Consider the following 16,155-nt stretch of genomic DNA (forward strand, 5'->3'; position numbering starts at 1 on the left):
GACGACGAGCTGCGGGGCCCCGGTCACTTCGCGGCCGCCTTCTTGGCGGCGGCCTTCTTCGCGGGTGCCGCCTTCTTCGGCTCCTCGGGAGCCTTCTCGTCGGCCGGTGCGGCGGACTGCTCCACGGCCTCGCCCAGGCGGTCCACGCCGAACTTCAGCGCGGAGGCGTAGGTGTCGTCCGGGTCCAGGCGCCGCAGCTCCTCCGCGATCAGCTCGGACGTCTCGCGGCGCTTGAGCGCCACCGCGCGGTCCGGCTGCCCCTGGATGGAGAGCGTCGCGAGCGAGCCGTCGGCCCGGTCGAGCACGATGGGACCGCAGTCGGTGTCCATGCGTACGCCGGTCAGGCCAGGACCCGCGGACAGCGAGCGCCGCACGGGGACGTCGAGCCGGTCCGCGAGCCACATCGCGAGCAGCTCGCAGCTCGGGTTGAACTCCTCGCCCTCCACCTCGACGGCGGTGACCTTGCAGGTGACCTGGTCGAGCGCGGCCGCGAGCATCGAGCGCCACGGCGTGATCCGGGACCAGGACAGGTCCGTGTCGCCGGGGGTGTACGCGTCGGCGCGGGCGGTCAGCTCGTGGATCGGCTGCTCGGCCGCGTAGGTGTCCGTGACACGGCGCTGGGCCAGGGCCCCGAGCGGGTCCTTGGCGGGGTCCAGCGGGGCGTTCACCGGCCACCAGACGACCACCGGGGCGTCGGGCAGGAGCAGCGGCAGGACGACCGACTGGGCGTGGTTGATGACCTCGCCGTACAGGCGCAGGACCACCGTCTCGCCGGTGCCCGCCTCGACGCCCACCCGCACCTCGGCGTCGAGCCGCGACGTGGTGCGGTCACGCGGCGAGCGGGCGGCGCGCTTGATGACCACGAGGGTGCGCGAGGGGTGCTCGCGGGACGCCTCGTTGGCGGCCTTCAGGGAGTCGTAGGCGTTCTCCTCGTCGGTGACGATGACGAGGGTGAGCACCATGCCGACGGCCGGGGTGCCGATCGCGCGGCGGCCCTGCACGAGCGCCTTGTTGATCTTGCTGGACGTGGTGTCCGTAAGGTCGATCTTCATGGCCGACGCCAGCTCCGTCCGTCTCGTGCGAGCATTTCGTCCGCCTCGGTCGGGCCCCAGGTGCCTGCCGGGTACTGCGCGGGCTTGCCGTGCTTGTCCCAGTACTGCTCGATCGGGTCGAGGATGTTCCAGGACAGCTCGACCTCCTCCGTGCGCGGGAAGAGGTTGGCGTCGCCGAGCAGGACGTCGAGGATGAGCCGCTCGTACGCCTCGGGGCTGGACTCGGTGAAGGACTCGCCGTACGCGAAGTCCATCGACACGTCCCGGATCTCCATGGAGGTGCCGGGCACCTTGGAGCCGAAGCGGACCGTGATGCCCTCGTCGGGCTGGACGCGGATGACGATCGCGTTCTGCCCGAGCTCCTCGGTGGCGGTGTGGTCGAAGGGGGAGTGGGGCGCGCGCTGGAAGACCACCGCGATCTCCGTCACCCGTCGGCCGAGCCGCTTGCCGGTGCGCAGGTAGAACGGGACGCCCGCCCAACGGCGGTTGTCCACCTGCAGCTTGATGGCCGCGTAGGTGTCGGTCTTCGACTTGGCGTCGATGCCGTCTTCCTGGAGGTAGCCGACGGCCTTCTCGCCGCCCTGCCAGCCCGCGGCGTACTGCCCGCGCACGGTGTCCTTGCCGAGGTCCTTCGGCAGCTTCACGGCACCGAGCACCTTCGCCTTCTCGGCGACGAGCGCGTCCGCGTCGAAGGAGGCGGGCTCCTCCATCGCGGTCAGGGCCATCAGCTGGAGCAGGTGGTTCTGGATGACGTCACGGGCGGCGCCGATGCCGTCGTAGTACCCGGCGCGGCCGCCGATGCCGATGTCCTCGGCCATCGTGATCTGGATGTGGTCCACGTACGACCGGTTCCAGATCGGCTCGAACATCTGGTTGGCGAAGCGGAGCGCCAGGATGTTCTGGACGGTCTCCTTGCCGAGGTAGTGGTCGATCCGGAACACCTGGTCCGGGGCGAACACCTCGTGCACGATCGCGTTCAGGTCCTGGGCGGACGCCAGGTCGTGGCCGAACGGCTTTTCGATGACCGCGCGGCGCCAGGAGCCCTTGGGGGCGTCCGCGAGCTCGTGCTTCTTGAGCTGCTGGACGACCTGCGGGAAGAACTTCGGGGGCACCGAGAGGTAGAAGGCGAAGTTGCCGCCCGTGCCCTGTGCCTTGTCGAGGTCCTGGATGGTCGCCTTGAGCTGCTCGAAGGCGTCGTCGTCGTCGAAGTTGCCCTGGACGAAGCGCATGCCCTGGATGAGCTGCTGCCAGACCTCCTCGCGGAAGGGCGTGCGCGCGTGCTGCTTGACGGCGTCGTGCACCTCCTGCGCGAAGTCCTCGTCCTGCCACTCGCGACGGGCGAAACCGATGAGGGAGAAGCCCGGCGGAAGCAGACCGCGGTTGGCGAGGTCGTAGACGGCGGGCATCAACTTTTTACGGGACAAATCGCCCGTGACGCCAAAGATGACCAGGCCCGACGGCCCCGCGATGCGCGGGAGCCGTCGGTCTGCGGCGTCACGCAGCGGATTGCTGCTTGACAAGGTGGTCAGCCCTTCGAAGGGGCGAGGCGCTGGAGCTCGGCCTCGGTGGACTTGAGCAGGTCGTTCCAGGCGGCCTCGAACTTCTCGACGCCTTCGTCCTCAAGGAGCTGTACGACGTCGTCGTACGAGATGCCGAGCTTCTCCACGGCGGCGATCTCGGCGCGCGCGGCGTCGTAGGTGCCCGCGATGGTGTCGCCGGTGATCGAGCCGTGGTCGGCGGTGGCCTCCAGGGTCGCCTCCGGCATGGTGTTCACCGTGTTGGGCGCGACGAGGTCGTCGACGTACAGGGTGTCCTTGTACGCCGGGTCCTTGACGCCGGTCGAGGCCCACAGCGGACGCTGCTTGTTGGCCTGCGCCTTGTCGAGCGCGGCCCAGCGGTCCGAGGAGAAGACCTCCTCGTACGCCTCGTACGCGAGACGGGCGTTGGCGAGCGCGGCCTTGCCCTTGAGGGCCTTGGCCTCGTCCGTGCCGATGCCGTCGAGACGCTTGTCGATCTCGGTGTCCACGCGGGACACGAAGAAGGACGCCACGGAGTGGATCTTGGTGAGGTCCAGGCCGCGCTCCTTGGCCTTCTCCAGGCCCGCGAGGAACGCGTCCATGACCTCGCGGTAGCGCGCGAGGGAGAAGATCAGCGTGACGTTGACGCTGATGCCGAGGCCGATGACCTCGGCGATCGCCGGGAGACCCGCCTTGGTGGCCGGGATCTTGATGAGCGTGTTGGGCCGGTCCACCAGCCAGGCCAGCTGCTTGGCCTCGGCGACCGTGGCCGCCGTGTTGTGCGCCAGGCGCGGGTCGACCTCGATCGACACGCGGCCGTCCTGGCCGCCCGTCGCGTCGAAGACCGGGCGCAGGATGTCGGCGGCGTCACGGACGTCCGCCGTCGTGATCATGCGGATGGCCTCTTCGACGGTGACCTTGCGCGCGGCGAGGTCGGCGAGCTGCTGCTCGTAGCCGTCGCCCGACGAGATCGCCTTCTGGAAGATCGACGGGTTCGTCGTGACGCCCACGACGTGCTGCTGGTCGATCAGTTCGGCGAGGTTGCCGGACGTGATCCGCTTGCGCGACAGGTCGTCCAGCCAGATCGCGACGCCCTCTTCGGAGAGGCGCTTCAATGCGTCTGTCATGGGAAATACATCTCCTACTTGGTCGTATGTCGGCGTCAGCGCTGAGCGGCGTCGATCTCAGTAGTTGAATCCAGTGCAGCCCGGGCGGCGGCGGCCACCGCGTCGGCGGTGAAGCCGAACTCGCGGAAGAGCACCTTGCCGTCCGCGGAAGCACCGAAGTGCTCCAGCGAGACGATGCGTCCGGCGTCGCCCACGTACTTGTGCCAGGTCAGGCCGATGCCCGCCTCGACCGCCACGCGCGCCTTGACGGACGGCGGCAGGACGCTGTCGCGGTACCCCTGGTCCTGCGCGTCGAACCACTCGACGCACGGCATCGAGACGACACGCGTCGGAACGCCCGCGGCCTGCAGCTGCTCGCGCGCCTCGACGGCGAGCTGGACCTCGGATCCGGTGCCGATGAGCACGACCTCGGGCGTGCCGCCCTCGGCCTCGAACAGGACGTAACCGCCCTTGGCGGCGTCCTCGTTGCGCTCGTAGGTCGGCACGCCCTGGCGGGTCAGCGCGAGGCCGTGCGGGGCGCCCTTGCCGAACTCCTTGGTGTAGCGCTTGAGGATCTCGCGCCACGCGATCGCGGTCTCGTTCGCGTCGGCCGGGCGCACGACGTTCAGGCCCGGGATGGCGCGCAGCGAGGCCAGGTGCTCGACCGGCTGGTGCGTCGGGCCGTCCTCACCGAGACCGATGGAGTCGTGCGTCCACACGTACGTCACCGGAAGGTGCATCAGCGCCGACAGGCGGACGGCGTTGCGCATGTAGTCGGAGAACACCAGGAAGGTGCCGCCGTAGATGCGGGTGCCGCCGTGCAGCGCGATGCCGTTCATCTCCGCGGCCATGGAGTGCTCGCGGATGCCGTAGTGGATCGTGCGGCCGTACGGGTTCGCCTCCGGCAGCGGGTTGTCCGCGGGCAGGAAGGAGCTCGTCTTGTCGATCGTCGTGTTGTTCGAGCCCGCGAGGTCGGCGGAGCCGCCCCACAGCTCGGGCACGACCGCGCCGAGCGCCTGGAGGACCTTGCCGGAAGCGGCGCGCGTGGCGACGCCCTTGCCGGTCTCGAAGGCCGGGAGCTTCTCTTCCCAGCCCTCGGGCAGCTCGCCCGCGGCGATGCGGTCGAACTCGGCGGCGCGCTCGGAGTTGGCGGTGCGCCAGGCGGCGAAGCCCTTCTCCCACTCGGCCTTGGCCTCGCGGCCGCGGTCGAGGGCCTTGCGGGTGTGCGCGATGACCTCGTCGGAGACCTCGAAGGTCTGCTCGGGGTCGAAGCCCAGGACGCGCTTGGTGGCGGCCACCTCCTCGTCGCCGAGCGCCGAGCCGTGCGCGGCCTCGGTGTTCTGCGCGTTGGGGGCGGGCCAGGCGATGATCGAGCGCATCGCGATGAAGGACGGCTTGTCCGTCACGGCCTTGGCGGCCTGGATCGCGGCGTAGAGGGCGGCCGGGTCGAGGTCGCCGTCCTCCTTGGGCGCCACGCGCTGCACGTGCCAGCCGTACGCCTCGTACCGCTTGAGGGTGTCCTCGGAGACGGCCGTCTCCGTGTCGCCCTCGATCGAGATGTGGTTGTCGTCCCACAGCAGGATCAGGTTGCCGAGCTTCTGGTGCCCGGCCAGCGAGGACGCCTCGCCGGAGATGCCCTCCTGGAGGCAGCCGTCACCGGCGATGGCGTAGATGTGGTGGTCGAACGGGGAGGAGCCGTCGGCCGCCTCCGGGTCGAAGAGACCGCGCTCGTAGCGGGTCGCCATCGCCATGCCCACGGCGTTGGCGACGCCCTGGCCGAGCGGGCCCGTCGTCGTCTCCACGCCGACCGTGTGGCCGTACTCCGGGTGGCCCGGGGTCTTGGAGCCCCAGGTCCGGAACGCCTTCAGATCGTCCAGCTCAAGGCCGAACCCGGCCAGGTAGAGCTGGATGTAGAGGGTCAGGGACGAGTGGCCCGCGGAGAGCACGAACCGGTCGCGACCGGTCCACTCGGCGTCCGCCGGGTCGTGCCGCATCACCTTCTGGAAGAGGGTGTACGCGGCGGGCGCGAGGCTCATGGCCGTACCGGGATGGCCGTTGCCGACCTTCTGTACGGAATCCATGGCCAGGACGCGAGCGGTGTCAACGGCTCGCTGGTCCAGTTCGGTCCACTCGAGGTCTGTGGTGGTCGGCTTGGTGCTCACCCTGAGTCAGGGCTCCTCTCCACATGTCGAATGCCGGCGATGTAGATCCCACCGGCCGATGTCGAGCCTACCGCTGGTGGAACGTGCATTTTTTCGAGTCATTCCAGACTGCCGGGACACGCCGGGATCCGCCTCCTGAAAGGAAAGGGCGGGGATTCACCATGTGAATAAAGGGGTGCTCATGTGACCGCTCAAAGGGTCGGCGACACCGCTCATGTGACCGCCCGGCGCGTCACCCCTACCGCTCACCCGGTCGCTCAACACGACCCCACCCCCGCGAAGGGCGAGGTATGGGCAACGTCTACAGTGGCGTGGTACGCGCGAGCCTTTACCGGATCTTCATGTCAGAAGGTGCTGGTCGGCTCGCTGGGATGTCTCTGTCAGGGGTGTGCGTGACGGCCGTTGAATCCCGTCCAGCGGGGGTTTCCGGGACGGACATTAGCCCGAGCCATCGGCCGTTCGGGGCCCGTGTCAAGGCGTTCGTGGCGCTGACCAAGCCACGGATCATCGAACTCCTCCTCATCACCACCGTTCCGGTGATGTTCCTCGCCGAACAGGGCGTGCCTGACCTGTGGCTGGTCTTCGTGACCTGCCTGGGCGGCTACCTCTCGGCAGGTGGCGCCAACGCGCTCAACATGTACATCGACCGCGACATCGACGCCCTGATGGACCGTACGTCGCAGCGGCCGCTGGTCACCGGCATGGTGAGCCCGCGCGAATGCCTCGTCTTCGGCATCACCCTGGGCGTCGTCTCCACCCTCCTGTTCGGCCTCGCGGTCAACTGGCTCTCCGCCTGGCTCTCGCTCGGCGCGCTGCTCTTCTACGTGGTCGTCTACACGATGATCCTGAAGCGCCGCACGTCGCAGAACATCGTGTGGGGCGGCATCGCGGGCTGTCTGCCGGTCCTCATCGGCTGGTCCTCGGTCACCAACTCCATGTCGTGGGCGCCGATCATCCTCTTCCTCGTCATGTTCTTCTGGACCCCGCCGCACTACTGGCCGCTGTCCATGAAGGTCAAGGACGACTACGCGCGCGTGGGCGTGCCGATGCTGCCCGTCGTCGCCTCGAACAAGGTGGTCGCCCGGCAGATCGTCCTCTACAGCTGGGTGATGGTCGCCGTCTCGCTGCTGCTCCAGCCGCTCGGCTACACGGGCTGGTTCTACACGGCGGTCGCGCTGGTCACCGGTGGCTGGTGGCTGTGGGAGGCGCACGGGCTGCAGAACCGGGCCAAGGCGGAGGCGACGGGGGGCAAGCTGAAGGAGATGCGGCTGTTCCACTGGTCGATCACGTACGTCTCCTTGCTCTTTGTCGCGGTCGCGGTGGATCCCTTCCTGCGCTGAGCCGACTACTTCGCCGACGGGCGGGGCACGTGGTGTTGAACGCCACGCGCCCCGCCCGTCGCCAGTTGGGCTACCCGTCGGTAGCATCCTGCCCATGGCAGACACGCAGCAGGTGGACGACAGCAAGCAGGCCGCCAAGGACGAGCGCCGCGCGGCCAAGCTCGCCAAGGAGATCGGGACCTTCGCACGCGCGCACGGCGGTGCCGAGGGGCAGCTCGCGTACATCGGGCAGAAGGGCACCCGCATCGTGCTCGTCGGCGATGACGGCGGCTGGGGCGACCTGGTCGCGCCGACCTACGCCGTCGCGCAGAGCGCCGTGGAGAAGGCCGGGATCACCGTCCACGAGGACTTCGACGGGGACTTCGCCGCCAAGGTGGAGACCGGGCCGTACGAGTGGACGCGCATGGCGGGCATTCAGATCGGCGGCCCCAGCAACGGCTGAAGCCGTAGCCGAACGTTCTGCCGAGACTGGCCGAAAGCAACACCTGACACCCGGGTCACCCGTTAGGACCGTAGGAGCAAGGTCCACCCAGCGGGAGCCCGCATGATCGAAACGCCGTCACTGGTGGATCAGTACTGCCATGGCGTTCTCCGTACGGAGCTGGGCCTCGGCACCTTCGAGGCCCACCTCGGCCGGGGCGAGGGACCACCCGCCCCCGGCACCACCTTCTTCGACACCCAGACCGGCTTCGCGGTGCGCCGCTGGTGTCCGCCGCTGCTCGGCCTGGAGCAGCACTGCCCGCCCGCCCGCTATCTCGCCCGCCGCCGTGAACTGGGCGTACTGGAATCGGGGCGGCGCCTGCTGCGCGGCAGCGGCATCACCACCTACCTCGTCGACACGGGGCTGCCCGGAGACCTGACGGGGCCCGGCGAGATGGCGTCCACCGGGGACGCCGAAGCCCGCGAGATCGTCCGCCTGGAGTTACTCGCCGAGCAGGTCGCCGACACCTCGGGCACCGCCGACTCGTTCCTCGCCAATCTCGCCGAGTCCGTGCACGCGGCCGCCGGGGAGGCCGTCGCCTTCACCTCGGTGGCGGGCGTGCGGATCCCGCTCGCCCTCGCCGCGGAGCCGCCGGGGCCCGGCGAGGTGCGCGGCGCGGTCGGGCGCTGGCTCGCGGGGCGGCAGGTCGGCGGCGAACTGACCGACCCGGTGCTGCTGCGGCACCTGCTGTGGATCGCCGTGGCCTCCGGGCGGCCGCTGCAGCTGCACGCGGGCGCCGGTGACCCCCAGACGTACTTCGGGGACTTCGCGCGGGCCACCGCGGGGCTCGGCACCGATCTGGTGCTGCTGCACGGCTATCCGTACCACCGCAGCGCCGCGCACCTGGCGTCCTTCTTCCCGCACGTGTACGCGGATCTGGGGCCCGCTCTCGTGCGCACCGGAGCGCGTGCGGCGGCCGTCCTCGCGGAGATCCTGGAACTCGCGCCGTTCGGCAAGCTGCTGTTCTCCAGCGGCGCCCACGGGCTGCCCGAACTGCACGTCGTCGGCGCGAGCCTGTTCCGGGAGGCGCTCGGCCGGGTGCTCGGCACCTGGGTCGCCGAGGGGGCCTGGTCGCTCGGCGACGCGCAGCGCGTCGCCGGACTCATCGCCGCGGGCAACGCCCGCCGGGTGTACGGACTCTCAGACGGAGGAGAGCTGTGAGTCGTCGGCCTGGGCGGGCAGCCCCGCCGTACCGACGGGGCGCTCCCGCAGCGCGAGCAGCACCCGCACCACACCGATCCACACCAGACACGAGCCGAACATGTGCAGGCCGACCAGGACCTCCGGCAGGTCCGTGAAGTACTGGACGTAGCCGATGGCGCCCTGCGCGAGCAGGATCAGGAACAGGTCGCGGGTGCGCGAGAGCGGGCCGCGCGGGGCGTCGACCGCCTTGAGGACGAACCACAGGGCGAACGTCAGCGTCACCACGATCCACGCGAGCACCGCGTGCAGCTTGCTGACGGTCTCCCAGTCGAAGCCCATCCGCGGCACGTCGCTGGAGTCGCCCGCGTGCGGCCCCGAGCCCGTCACGACCGTGCCGACCGCGATGAGCAGCACGGAGGCCGCGACCAGGAACCAGACGAGCTGCGCCACGGCCTTGCCGACCAGCGGGCGCGGCTCCGCGTCGCCCTCGCGGATGCGCTGCCACATCGTGACGGCGACCGCGATCAGGGCGGTGGAGAGCAGGAAGTGTGCCGCGACCGTCCACGGGTTGAGGCCGACGAGGACCACGATGCCGCCGAGCACGGCGTTGCCCATGACCAGCCAGAACTGGGCCCAGCCGAGCCGGGTCACGCTGCGCCGCATCGGCTTCTGCGAGCGCGCGGCGATGATCGCCCAGCCGACGGCGGCGCACAGCACGTACGTCAGCATGCGGTTGCCGAACTCGACGACGCCGTGGAAGCCCATCTCGCTGGTCGCGGTCAGGGAGTCGTCCGTGCACTTGGGCCACGTCGGGCAGCCGAGGCCGGAGCCCGTCAGCCGGACGGCACCGCCCGTCACCACGATGAGCACGGTCATCGCGAGGGAGATGAAGGCCGCCTGCTGGACGGTCCGCTGAGTGGGGGTCCAGCGCTCGGCGATGAAGGCGAGCGGGTTCCGCACGGCTTGAGCGACGTCGTCTCGGGTCACGTTTGGCACGCGCCCTATCGTAGGGGGCCGCTTGTGCAAGCTTTCACGAGGGGCACGACTTGCCCCAGAGTGACCGGTGGATGCGGGCGGCGCGGGCCCGCAGCTCCTCGGCCCGCGCCGGGTCCTGGGCGCCGTCCGCGAGGAACTCGTACACCGCGACGAGCGAGGGGTGGCCCTCGCCCAGGCTGGCGACGAAGATGCGTTCGGCCGTGCGCAGCGCGCGCTCGGCGCCCTCGCGATCGCCCGCGGCGCGCAGTACGGGGCCGAGCCGGGAGAGGGTCTTGGCCCGGTAGTGGTGGTCGGGTCCGTACGCGGTGACGTAGATCTCCTCGGCCTCGCGCAGGGTGTCGATCGCCCGGTGCAGATGCCCCTGCGCCCACTGCAGCGAGCCCAGTTTGTTGAGACAGGCCGCGTAGGTGTGGGCCTCCGTCGTACGGCGCTTGCCGAGCAGGGCGAGGACGGGGCAGAGGAGTTCGTGCGCCGTCGCGAGGTGCGCGTGGGCCTGTGCGCGCAGCCTGCGCTTGCGCAGCGGATTGCGGGTGCTGCGCGACGCCGCCCTGCACTGCTGGCCCTTGCGGCGCAGCACGTCCGCGAGGAACTTGGCGACCTGAGCGGTCTCGAAGTCCTCCTCGCCGCGCTTGCTGCGGAACACCTCGTGCGCCGCCGAGAGCTCGCGCTCCGCGGTGTCCAGGTCGCCGCGGTCCTGCGCCACGATCCCGGCGTCGCGGCGGAGCATCGCCCGGAACACCACGTGCTCCTCCAGGCCGGTGGAGCCGCCGCCGCCGACGAGGTCACCGGCCCGCTCGTAGCAGTCGAGCGCGTCGACGTGCCGGCCCGCGTTGCGGTGGATCATCCCGGCCTCCTGCTCGGTGACCGCCCAGTCGATGACCTCCCAGCCCGAGCCCTGCAGCTCGTAGATGCGCAGCGCCGCCTCCAGATAGCCGCTCGCCTCCCGAAAGCGGTTGCGCTCGCGCAGGATGCCGCCGAACTGGCGGCAGCACTGCGCCCGCACCTGCTGGAAGGCGTCGTCGTCCTTGTGGGCGTCGCACAGCGCGAGCGCCCTGCCGCAGGCCGCCTCCGCCGTGTCGAGGTGGGCGAGGAGGTAGTGCTGGCGGGCCGTGGCGAGATGGGCCGTCGCCAGGCACTGCTCGGATCCCGTGCCCAGGCCGCGCAGCTCCACCTCCCTGGCGAAGTAGGCCAGCGCGCTCTTCCACTCGCAGCGGTGGTTCTGGTAGCTGCCCGCCCGGTGCAGGAGGCGCACCAGCGCCTCCGGGTCGCGGGCCGCGCCCAGTTCGCCGTCGCTGTCGGCGGCCCAGGCGGGCTCGGCGGTGACCGCGTCGACGTGCGGCATGAGACGGTCGCAGGTGGCTCGCGATTCGAGCTGGTCGGGGGCGAGCGGGAAGGCCGCCTCGATCAGCCGGACCGCGGCCTGCGACCACTCCAGACGCTCGTGTCCGGTCAGCCGGGACCGGATGAATATCTGCACCCGGGGGTGGATTCCGTACGTCACCGGCTCCGTGCGGCCGTCGCCGTGGCGGGTCATCAGGGAGTGGTCGACCAGCTTGAGCACGAGCCGGGTGAAGGCCAGCTGGTCGTCCATGACGAGCCGCAGCCGGTCGGGCAGGACCGAGCGGTAGCGGAAGAGCGTGGCGCGCGGCACGTCCTCGGACGCCAGGAAGCTGCACAGCCGCATCAGATCCTCGGCGGCGGGCTGCTGCGCGCCGATCCGCTCGATCGCCAGCTCGAAGGTCTTGGCGTCGCTGTCGGCGCTCTGCGCGGAGAGGCGCTGCAGGTACTCCTCGAAGTCCTCGCCCTCGACGCCGATCTCGGCCTGTTCGATGTACGCCCCCGCCTGTTCGAGGGCGAGCGGCTGCCAGCCGAGCTGCCTGCCGAGCCAGCGCAGCCGCTCGTCGGCGGTCGAACCGGTCCGCTTGCGCAGGAAGGCCAGGCCGTCGTCCTCGTCGTAGACGGTGAGTTCGACGGGATCGGGGCAGAGTCCGGTCCAGCCCTCGCGCAGCTGGGTGGTGATCAGGATCTCGCCGACGCCCTCGGGCGGCAGCAGGGGCTGTAACCGCAGTTGCTGGTCGACGGGCCCTTCGCCGGACTGTTCGGCGCCGTCGAGCTGGACGTTGTCGTAGACGAGCAGCCAGTCCGGATGGTCGCGCAGCCAGCTCCACAGCCGGGTCAGGACCACGGTCTTGGACTCGTGGTAGGTGATGCCGATCAGGGTGGCGAGTTCGAGCAGGTCGCACAGGAGCCGGTCGGGGCTGGTGGCGTTGAGCCACCGGGTGAGGCTGTGCTCGGTCAGCGTGCCGTGCGCGTACGCCGTGGCCAGCTGGGACTTTCCGACGCCGCCGGTGCCGTGCACGACGCTGACGCGGCGGCCCTTGGGGCCTTTCTCGGGCCGCAGGGTCCGTTCCAGGAGGGCCATTTCCTTTTTGCGGCCCACGAAGTACCGCGAGCGGAAGGGGAGGTTGTTGGGCGGCACGGCGCGCACGGTGGCGTCCTCGGCCGTTCCGCTTTCCTGCGTGGCGGGACGGGCGACGAGGATGAGGGCGAGGACGGCCAGCACGATGAGCACGACGAAGACCACGAGGGCCGGGCCGCTCGTCTTCTCCTTGATGATCCCCATCAGGGCGATGGCCAGGGCGGAGACCGCGGTGGTGCCGGTGGCGAGCCGCCTGATGCCGACGGCGAACCGCCTGCGCGTGCTGACGAGCCGCCTGCGTGTGAGGGCGAACTGCCTGCGGGCGCCGGTGAATGCGCCGGAAATGGATACGGACATCAGTTCCCCCTGTCTGCCTCCCCCGCGCGGCGCGCAGTACAGTCCCATTCTCGGGGTAAAGCCGCACCCGCCGGAATATCACCGCCGTGGAATCTGGGGCTAGCATCTGCGCTTCGCGGATTCGACGGTACGGAGGCGGCATGGACCTCGGCACAATGGATCAACCCCCGGGGGGCGGGATGGATATCGCGTTGGTCCACTGGTCCTTTCCGCCCAGCGTGGGCGGGGTGGAATCCCACCTCTGGGACTATTCACGGCTGTTGGCGCGGCGGGGGAACCGCGTCACCGTGCTCACCGGAACGCCGGGCGCGCAGTGCCCGGGTCAACCGGGGGTGGAGGTGCTCACCCACCCGGCGCTCGACCTGGCCAGGCTCGACCCGGGACCCGACGACGCGCGGCGGCTCACCCGGTGGTTCTCCGAGGTGCTCCTCCAGCGCGGCATCAGGCTGGTGCACTGCCACAACCTGCACCACTTCAGCGCGGCCCCCGCCCAGGCCCTGGAGGCCCTGCGGACCCCGCTGCGACTCGCGCTCTGCCATACGTACCACAGCATCTGGGGCGATCCCGGACGCGGCGAATCCGTGCTCACGGCGGACCGCTGGGACCGGCACTACGCCGTCTCCGAGTTCCTGCGCACCGCCTGCGCCGACGTGCTCGGCGTGCGCGCGGAGCGCACCTACCTGGGCATCGACACCGCCCCCTACGCGCGCGTGGCCCCTCTCGACGTCGCGCCGCAGCCGGGGACGGTGCTGCTGCCCGCCCGGCTGATCCCCGACAAGGGAGCGCTGCTCGCGGTCCGCGCGCTCGATCTGATCGTCCGCTGCGGGATGTGCGTATCCCGGCCCCGGCTGCTGCTTACGGACACCCGTCAGACAGTCGATTTCCACGGTGAGAAGATCGGCTTCAGGGAACGCGTCGAAAAAGAGATCGAAAAGCGCGATCTGGAATCGTACGTGGAATTCGTCGAGGCCGGTGTCGATCAAATGCCTGATCTCTACGCGGAGTCCACCGTCGTCGTCTATCCCTCGCTATTCGACGAGCCGATGGGGCTCGCCCCGCTGGAGGCGATGTGCGCGGCGCGGCCCGTCGTGGTGACCCGGATGGGCGGCCTCGACGAGGGCGTCGACAACGACGGGGTGATCGGTTATCTGGTGCCCGACAGGGACGAGGAGCAGCTCGCGGCGCGCCTCGCCGAACTCCTCGACGACCGGGAGACGGGCCGGCTGATGGGCCTGCGCGGACGGGCCCACGTCACCGGGCACTTCGACCTGCGCAAGATCTACCTGAAGCGCATGCAGGACGAGTACCGCGCACTCCTGGCCGGTCGGGGCGGAGCACCGGCCGGACCGGACGGAGCGTCAGCAGTGCGGGCCGGGACCGGCACCCGCGCCGGTGTCTGAACCGGCGCCCCCGCCGGTGTCCACCCGCCAGCCGTCGGGCAGCCCGGTCACCGTCGTACGCCCTGCGTGGTCGATCCGCACCGAGAGGTCCGCGCCCGCAAGGCGCAGCCCCGACACGGCGAGCGGTCCGAGCAGGCCCGCGGGGAGCGGGCGCAGCCGCAGCTCGCGGCGCGGGGCGTCGGGACGCAGGCCGAGCAGCGCGCCGAGCACCGCGACGCCGGACGCCGCCGACCAGCCCTGCGGGCGGCAGGCGGCCGGGTAGGCGAGCGGGGCGGGCGAGGTCTCGGTGCGCGCGTCGCCGCCGTACAGCTCCGGCATCCGGTACGAGAAGTGGACGGCGGCGTCGAGCAGTCCGTCGGCGAGCAGCGCGGCCTCGGCGGGGCGGCCCGCCGCGCACAGGCCCTGCACGGCGATCGCCGTGTCGTGGGTCCACACCGAACCGCCGTGGTAGCTTAGCGGGTTGAAGCCGGGCACGGCGGCGGACCGGCTGCGCAGCCCCCAGCCGGAGTTCAGCTCGGGCGCGGCCAGCCAGGCGGCGACGTCGGCGCAGCCGTCCCGGTCGAGGATGCCGGTGCCGAGCAGCTGGCCCATGTTGGAGGCGGGGCCCGTGACCGGAGCGAGGTCGCGGCCCACCGCGATGGCGACGTAGCGGGGCGCGGGCCCCTCCTTGGCGTCGATCCAGAAGGCGTCGGCGAAGCGGCCGCGGAGCGCCACGGCCCAGGTGCGCAGCCTCCTCGCCCGCGCCGTCGCCCCGCGGGAGTGCAGCAGGTCGGCGAGGCCCGTGGCGGCTTCGTAGGCGTAGCCCTGCACCTCGCAGAGGGCCAGCGGGGGCTCGACGCGCCGGCCCGCCGCGTCGCGCACCGCGTCGGCGGAGTCCTTCCAGGACTGGTGCAGGAGCCCGCCGCGGCGCGGGTAGTAGCGCAGCAGACCGTCCTTGTCCTTGCCGCTGGTGCGGACGATCCAGGCCATCGCGCGCTCCGCGTACGGCAGGAGCCCTTCGACCTCGGCGGCGGGCAGGCCCCAGCGCCAGGCGTCGACGAGCAGCGAGACGAAGAGCGGGGTGGCGTCGACGGAGCCGTAGTAGTGGGCGGGGAGCAGCAGCCCCTGGCCGTGCCGGGACTCGGCGGGGCGCAGCTCGTGCAGGATCCGCCCCGGCGCCTCCTCGCGGAAGTCGTCGTGGACCGTGCCCTGGCGGCGAGCGAGGGTCCACAGGGTGCCGCGGGCCAGTTCGGTGCCGAGCGGCAGCAGCATGCGGGCCGACCAGAGGGAGTCCCGGCCGAAGAGCGTCAGGTACCAGGGGCAGCCCGCGGCGATGAACTGGTCGTCGCAGCGGGCGCTCCCGCCACCCGCCCGGTCCGCTAGCCGCAGCGCCCGCAGCTCGGCGAGCCCCTGGCGGACCAGGCCGATCAGCCGCCGGTCGCCGCGGACCACCGGATCCGACCAGGGCACGCGCGGGGGCGCGGCGACCGGATGGCCCGGCGGGTCGGGCACGGCGCGGCCCGTGACGGCGAGCCGGAGCAGCCAGCAGCCGCCCGGCGCGAGCTCGACCCGCGGCCAGGTGAACGTGCCGTGCGCCGGGCCCGTCGCGGTCTCGGGCTCCTCGGGGCATTCGACGGCGCGCACCCGGGCACGGCCCGTGGGGGAGCGCCAGACGAGCGCGGGGCCTCCCGCGCGCGGCGCGGACGGGGCGACGGCGGGGCCGGTGAGGCCTCGCTTCACGTCGGCGATGTCGGCGAGGTCGGTGGCGGCGGTCAGTTCGACGCGTAATCGGCGGGCGGCGGTGCCGACGTTGCGCAGCAGGACCGTCTCGCCGTCGCCCGCGGTGCGCACCCGCTCGACGATCAGCGTCGGGTCGGCGGTGCCGTCGCCGGGGCAGCGGTGCACGGAGGTGAAGCGGACCCGGTCGGGGCCGAGCGGCTGGACGCCGACGGGCTCGGGCGCACGGCCGTCGAGCAGCAGGCACAGGGTGTGCAGGAGCCGCCGGTCGTGGTCGTAGAAGCCGTCGGCCCGCGCGCCGCGGAGCTGGCCGTCGCGGGGCGACGCGGCGAACGCGGGTGCCGCGACGCAGAGGACCACGTCGTGGAGGAGCGGCTGCAGGGCGCGGGCTGCCCGCGATGATCCGGGTAATTCCGGGGTGTCGGCCACGGAACGGGAGTGCCCGTTCCGTGCTCACGTCACTCCC

At 71.3% G+C, this 16,155-nt stretch carries 11 protein-coding genes; 4 read left to right on the forward strand and 7 right to left on the reverse strand.

The window, feature by feature from the left end; translation table 11 throughout:
• Positions 1 to 23: 23 nt before the first annotated feature.
• The 4 genes from opcA to tkt are packed head-to-tail and all read right to left on the reverse strand — an operon-like array spanning position 24 to position 5,837.
• Positions 24 to 1,052 carry a glucose-6-phosphate dehydrogenase assembly protein OpcA gene (opcA, locus tag CP970_RS33150; protein WP_055543904.1) on the reverse strand — a complete coding sequence of 343 codons (1,029 nt, stop codon included), beginning with the start codon at positions 1,050 to 1,052 and terminating at the stop codon, positions 24 to 26.
• Entirely contained in the window at positions 1,049 to 2,572 is a 1,524-nt protein-coding gene (gene zwf / locus CP970_RS33155) for a glucose-6-phosphate dehydrogenase (RefSeq protein ID WP_107098811.1), read from the reverse strand. The genes opcA and zwf overlap by 4 nt, the downstream gene beginning before the upstream one ends.
• Positions 2,573 to 2,577: 5 nt before the next feature.
• Positions 2,578 to 3,696, reverse strand: a complete 1,119-nt coding sequence (gene tal, locus CP970_RS33160) for a transaldolase (protein ID WP_055543906.1) — start codon at positions 3,694 to 3,696, stop codon at positions 2,578 to 2,580.
• A gap of 35 nt (positions 3,697 to 3,731) precedes the next feature.
• Complete coding sequence (tkt, locus tag CP970_RS33165) at positions 3,732 to 5,837, reverse strand: transketolase (protein WP_055543907.1); 2,106 nt, start codon at positions 5,835 to 5,837, stop codon at positions 3,732 to 3,734.
• 386 nt (positions 5,838 to 6,223) lie between these two features.
• On the opposite strand from tkt, the gene CP970_RS33170 reads away from it, so the two are divergent.
• The 3 genes from CP970_RS33170 to CP970_RS33180 all read left to right on the forward strand — a co-directional run bounded on the left by CP970_RS33170 (position 6,224) and on the right by CP970_RS33180 (position 8,819).
• A complete protein-coding gene (locus tag CP970_RS33170; RefSeq protein WP_079043148.1) occupies positions 6,224 to 7,177 on the forward strand; it encodes a heme o synthase in 954 nt (317 codons plus the stop codon).
• A 94-nt stretch (positions 7,178 to 7,271) separates the two neighbouring features.
• A complete protein-coding gene (locus CP970_RS33175; protein ID WP_055543909.1) occupies positions 7,272 to 7,619 on the forward strand; it encodes a hypothetical protein in 348 nt (115 codons plus the stop codon).
• Positions 7,620 to 7,721: 102 nt separating this feature from the next.
• A complete protein-coding gene (locus CP970_RS33180; RefSeq protein WP_055543910.1) occupies positions 7,722 to 8,819 on the forward strand; it encodes an amidohydrolase family protein in 1,098 nt (365 codons plus the stop codon).
• On the opposite strand, the gene CP970_RS33185 is transcribed toward CP970_RS33180, so the two are convergent.
• Both CP970_RS33185 and CP970_RS33190 read right to left on the reverse strand, forming a co-directional pair.
• Positions 8,799 to 9,788, reverse strand: a complete 990-nt coding sequence (locus CP970_RS33185; protein ID WP_055543911.1) for a COX15/CtaA family protein — start codon at positions 9,786 to 9,788, stop codon at positions 8,799 to 8,801. The two genes, CP970_RS33180 and CP970_RS33185, sit on opposite strands and share 21 nt — an antisense overlap.
• Positions 9,789 to 9,831: 43 nt before the next feature.
• Positions 9,832 to 12,573, reverse strand: coding sequence for a tetratricopeptide repeat protein (locus tag CP970_RS33190; RefSeq protein ID WP_055543912.1), 2,742 nt, complete (start codon positions 12,571 to 12,573; stop codon positions 9,832 to 9,834).
• 227 nt (positions 12,574 to 12,800) lie between these two features.
• On the opposite strand from CP970_RS33190, the gene CP970_RS33195 reads away from it, so the two are divergent.
• On the forward strand, positions 12,801 to 13,973 hold the full coding sequence (locus tag CP970_RS33195) for a glycosyltransferase family 4 protein (RefSeq protein WP_240507285.1): 1,173 nt from the start codon (positions 12,801 to 12,803) through the stop codon (positions 13,971 to 13,973).
• On the opposite strand, the gene CP970_RS33200 is transcribed toward CP970_RS33195, so the two are convergent.
• Positions 13,932 to 16,118, reverse strand: a complete 2,187-nt coding sequence (locus CP970_RS33200) for a glycogen debranching N-terminal domain-containing protein (RefSeq protein WP_063805987.1) — start codon at positions 16,116 to 16,118, stop codon at positions 13,932 to 13,934. The two genes, CP970_RS33195 and CP970_RS33200, sit on opposite strands and share 42 nt — an antisense overlap.
• Positions 16,119 to 16,155: the final 37 nt, after the last annotated feature.

The organism is Streptomyces kanamyceticus (assembly GCF_008704495.1).
Lineage (GTDB): Bacteria > Actinomycetota > Actinomycetes > Streptomycetales > Streptomycetaceae > Streptomyces > Streptomyces kanamyceticus.

What these genes read in the sequence shown, in the direction of transcription:
- CP970_RS33175 (WP_055543909.1), top strand. Translation starts at nt 7,272, where the DNA reads ATGGCAGACACGCAGCAGGTGGACGACAGCAAGCAGGCCGCCAAGGAC.
- CP970_RS33190 (WP_055543912.1), bottom strand. Translation starts at nt 12,573, where the DNA reads ATGTCCGTATCCATTTCCGGCGCATTCACCGGCGCCCGCAGGCAGTTC.
- tal (WP_055543906.1), bottom strand. Translation starts at nt 3,696, where the DNA reads ATGACAGACGCATTGAAGCGCCTCTCCGAAGAGGGCGTCGCGATCTGG.
- opcA (WP_055543904.1), bottom strand. Translation starts at nt 1,052, where the DNA reads ATGAAGATCGACCTTACGGACACCACGTCCAGCAAGATCAACAAGGCG.
- CP970_RS33180 (WP_055543910.1), top strand. Translation starts at nt 7,722, where the DNA reads ATGATCGAAACGCCGTCACTGGTGGATCAGTACTGCCATGGCGTTCTC.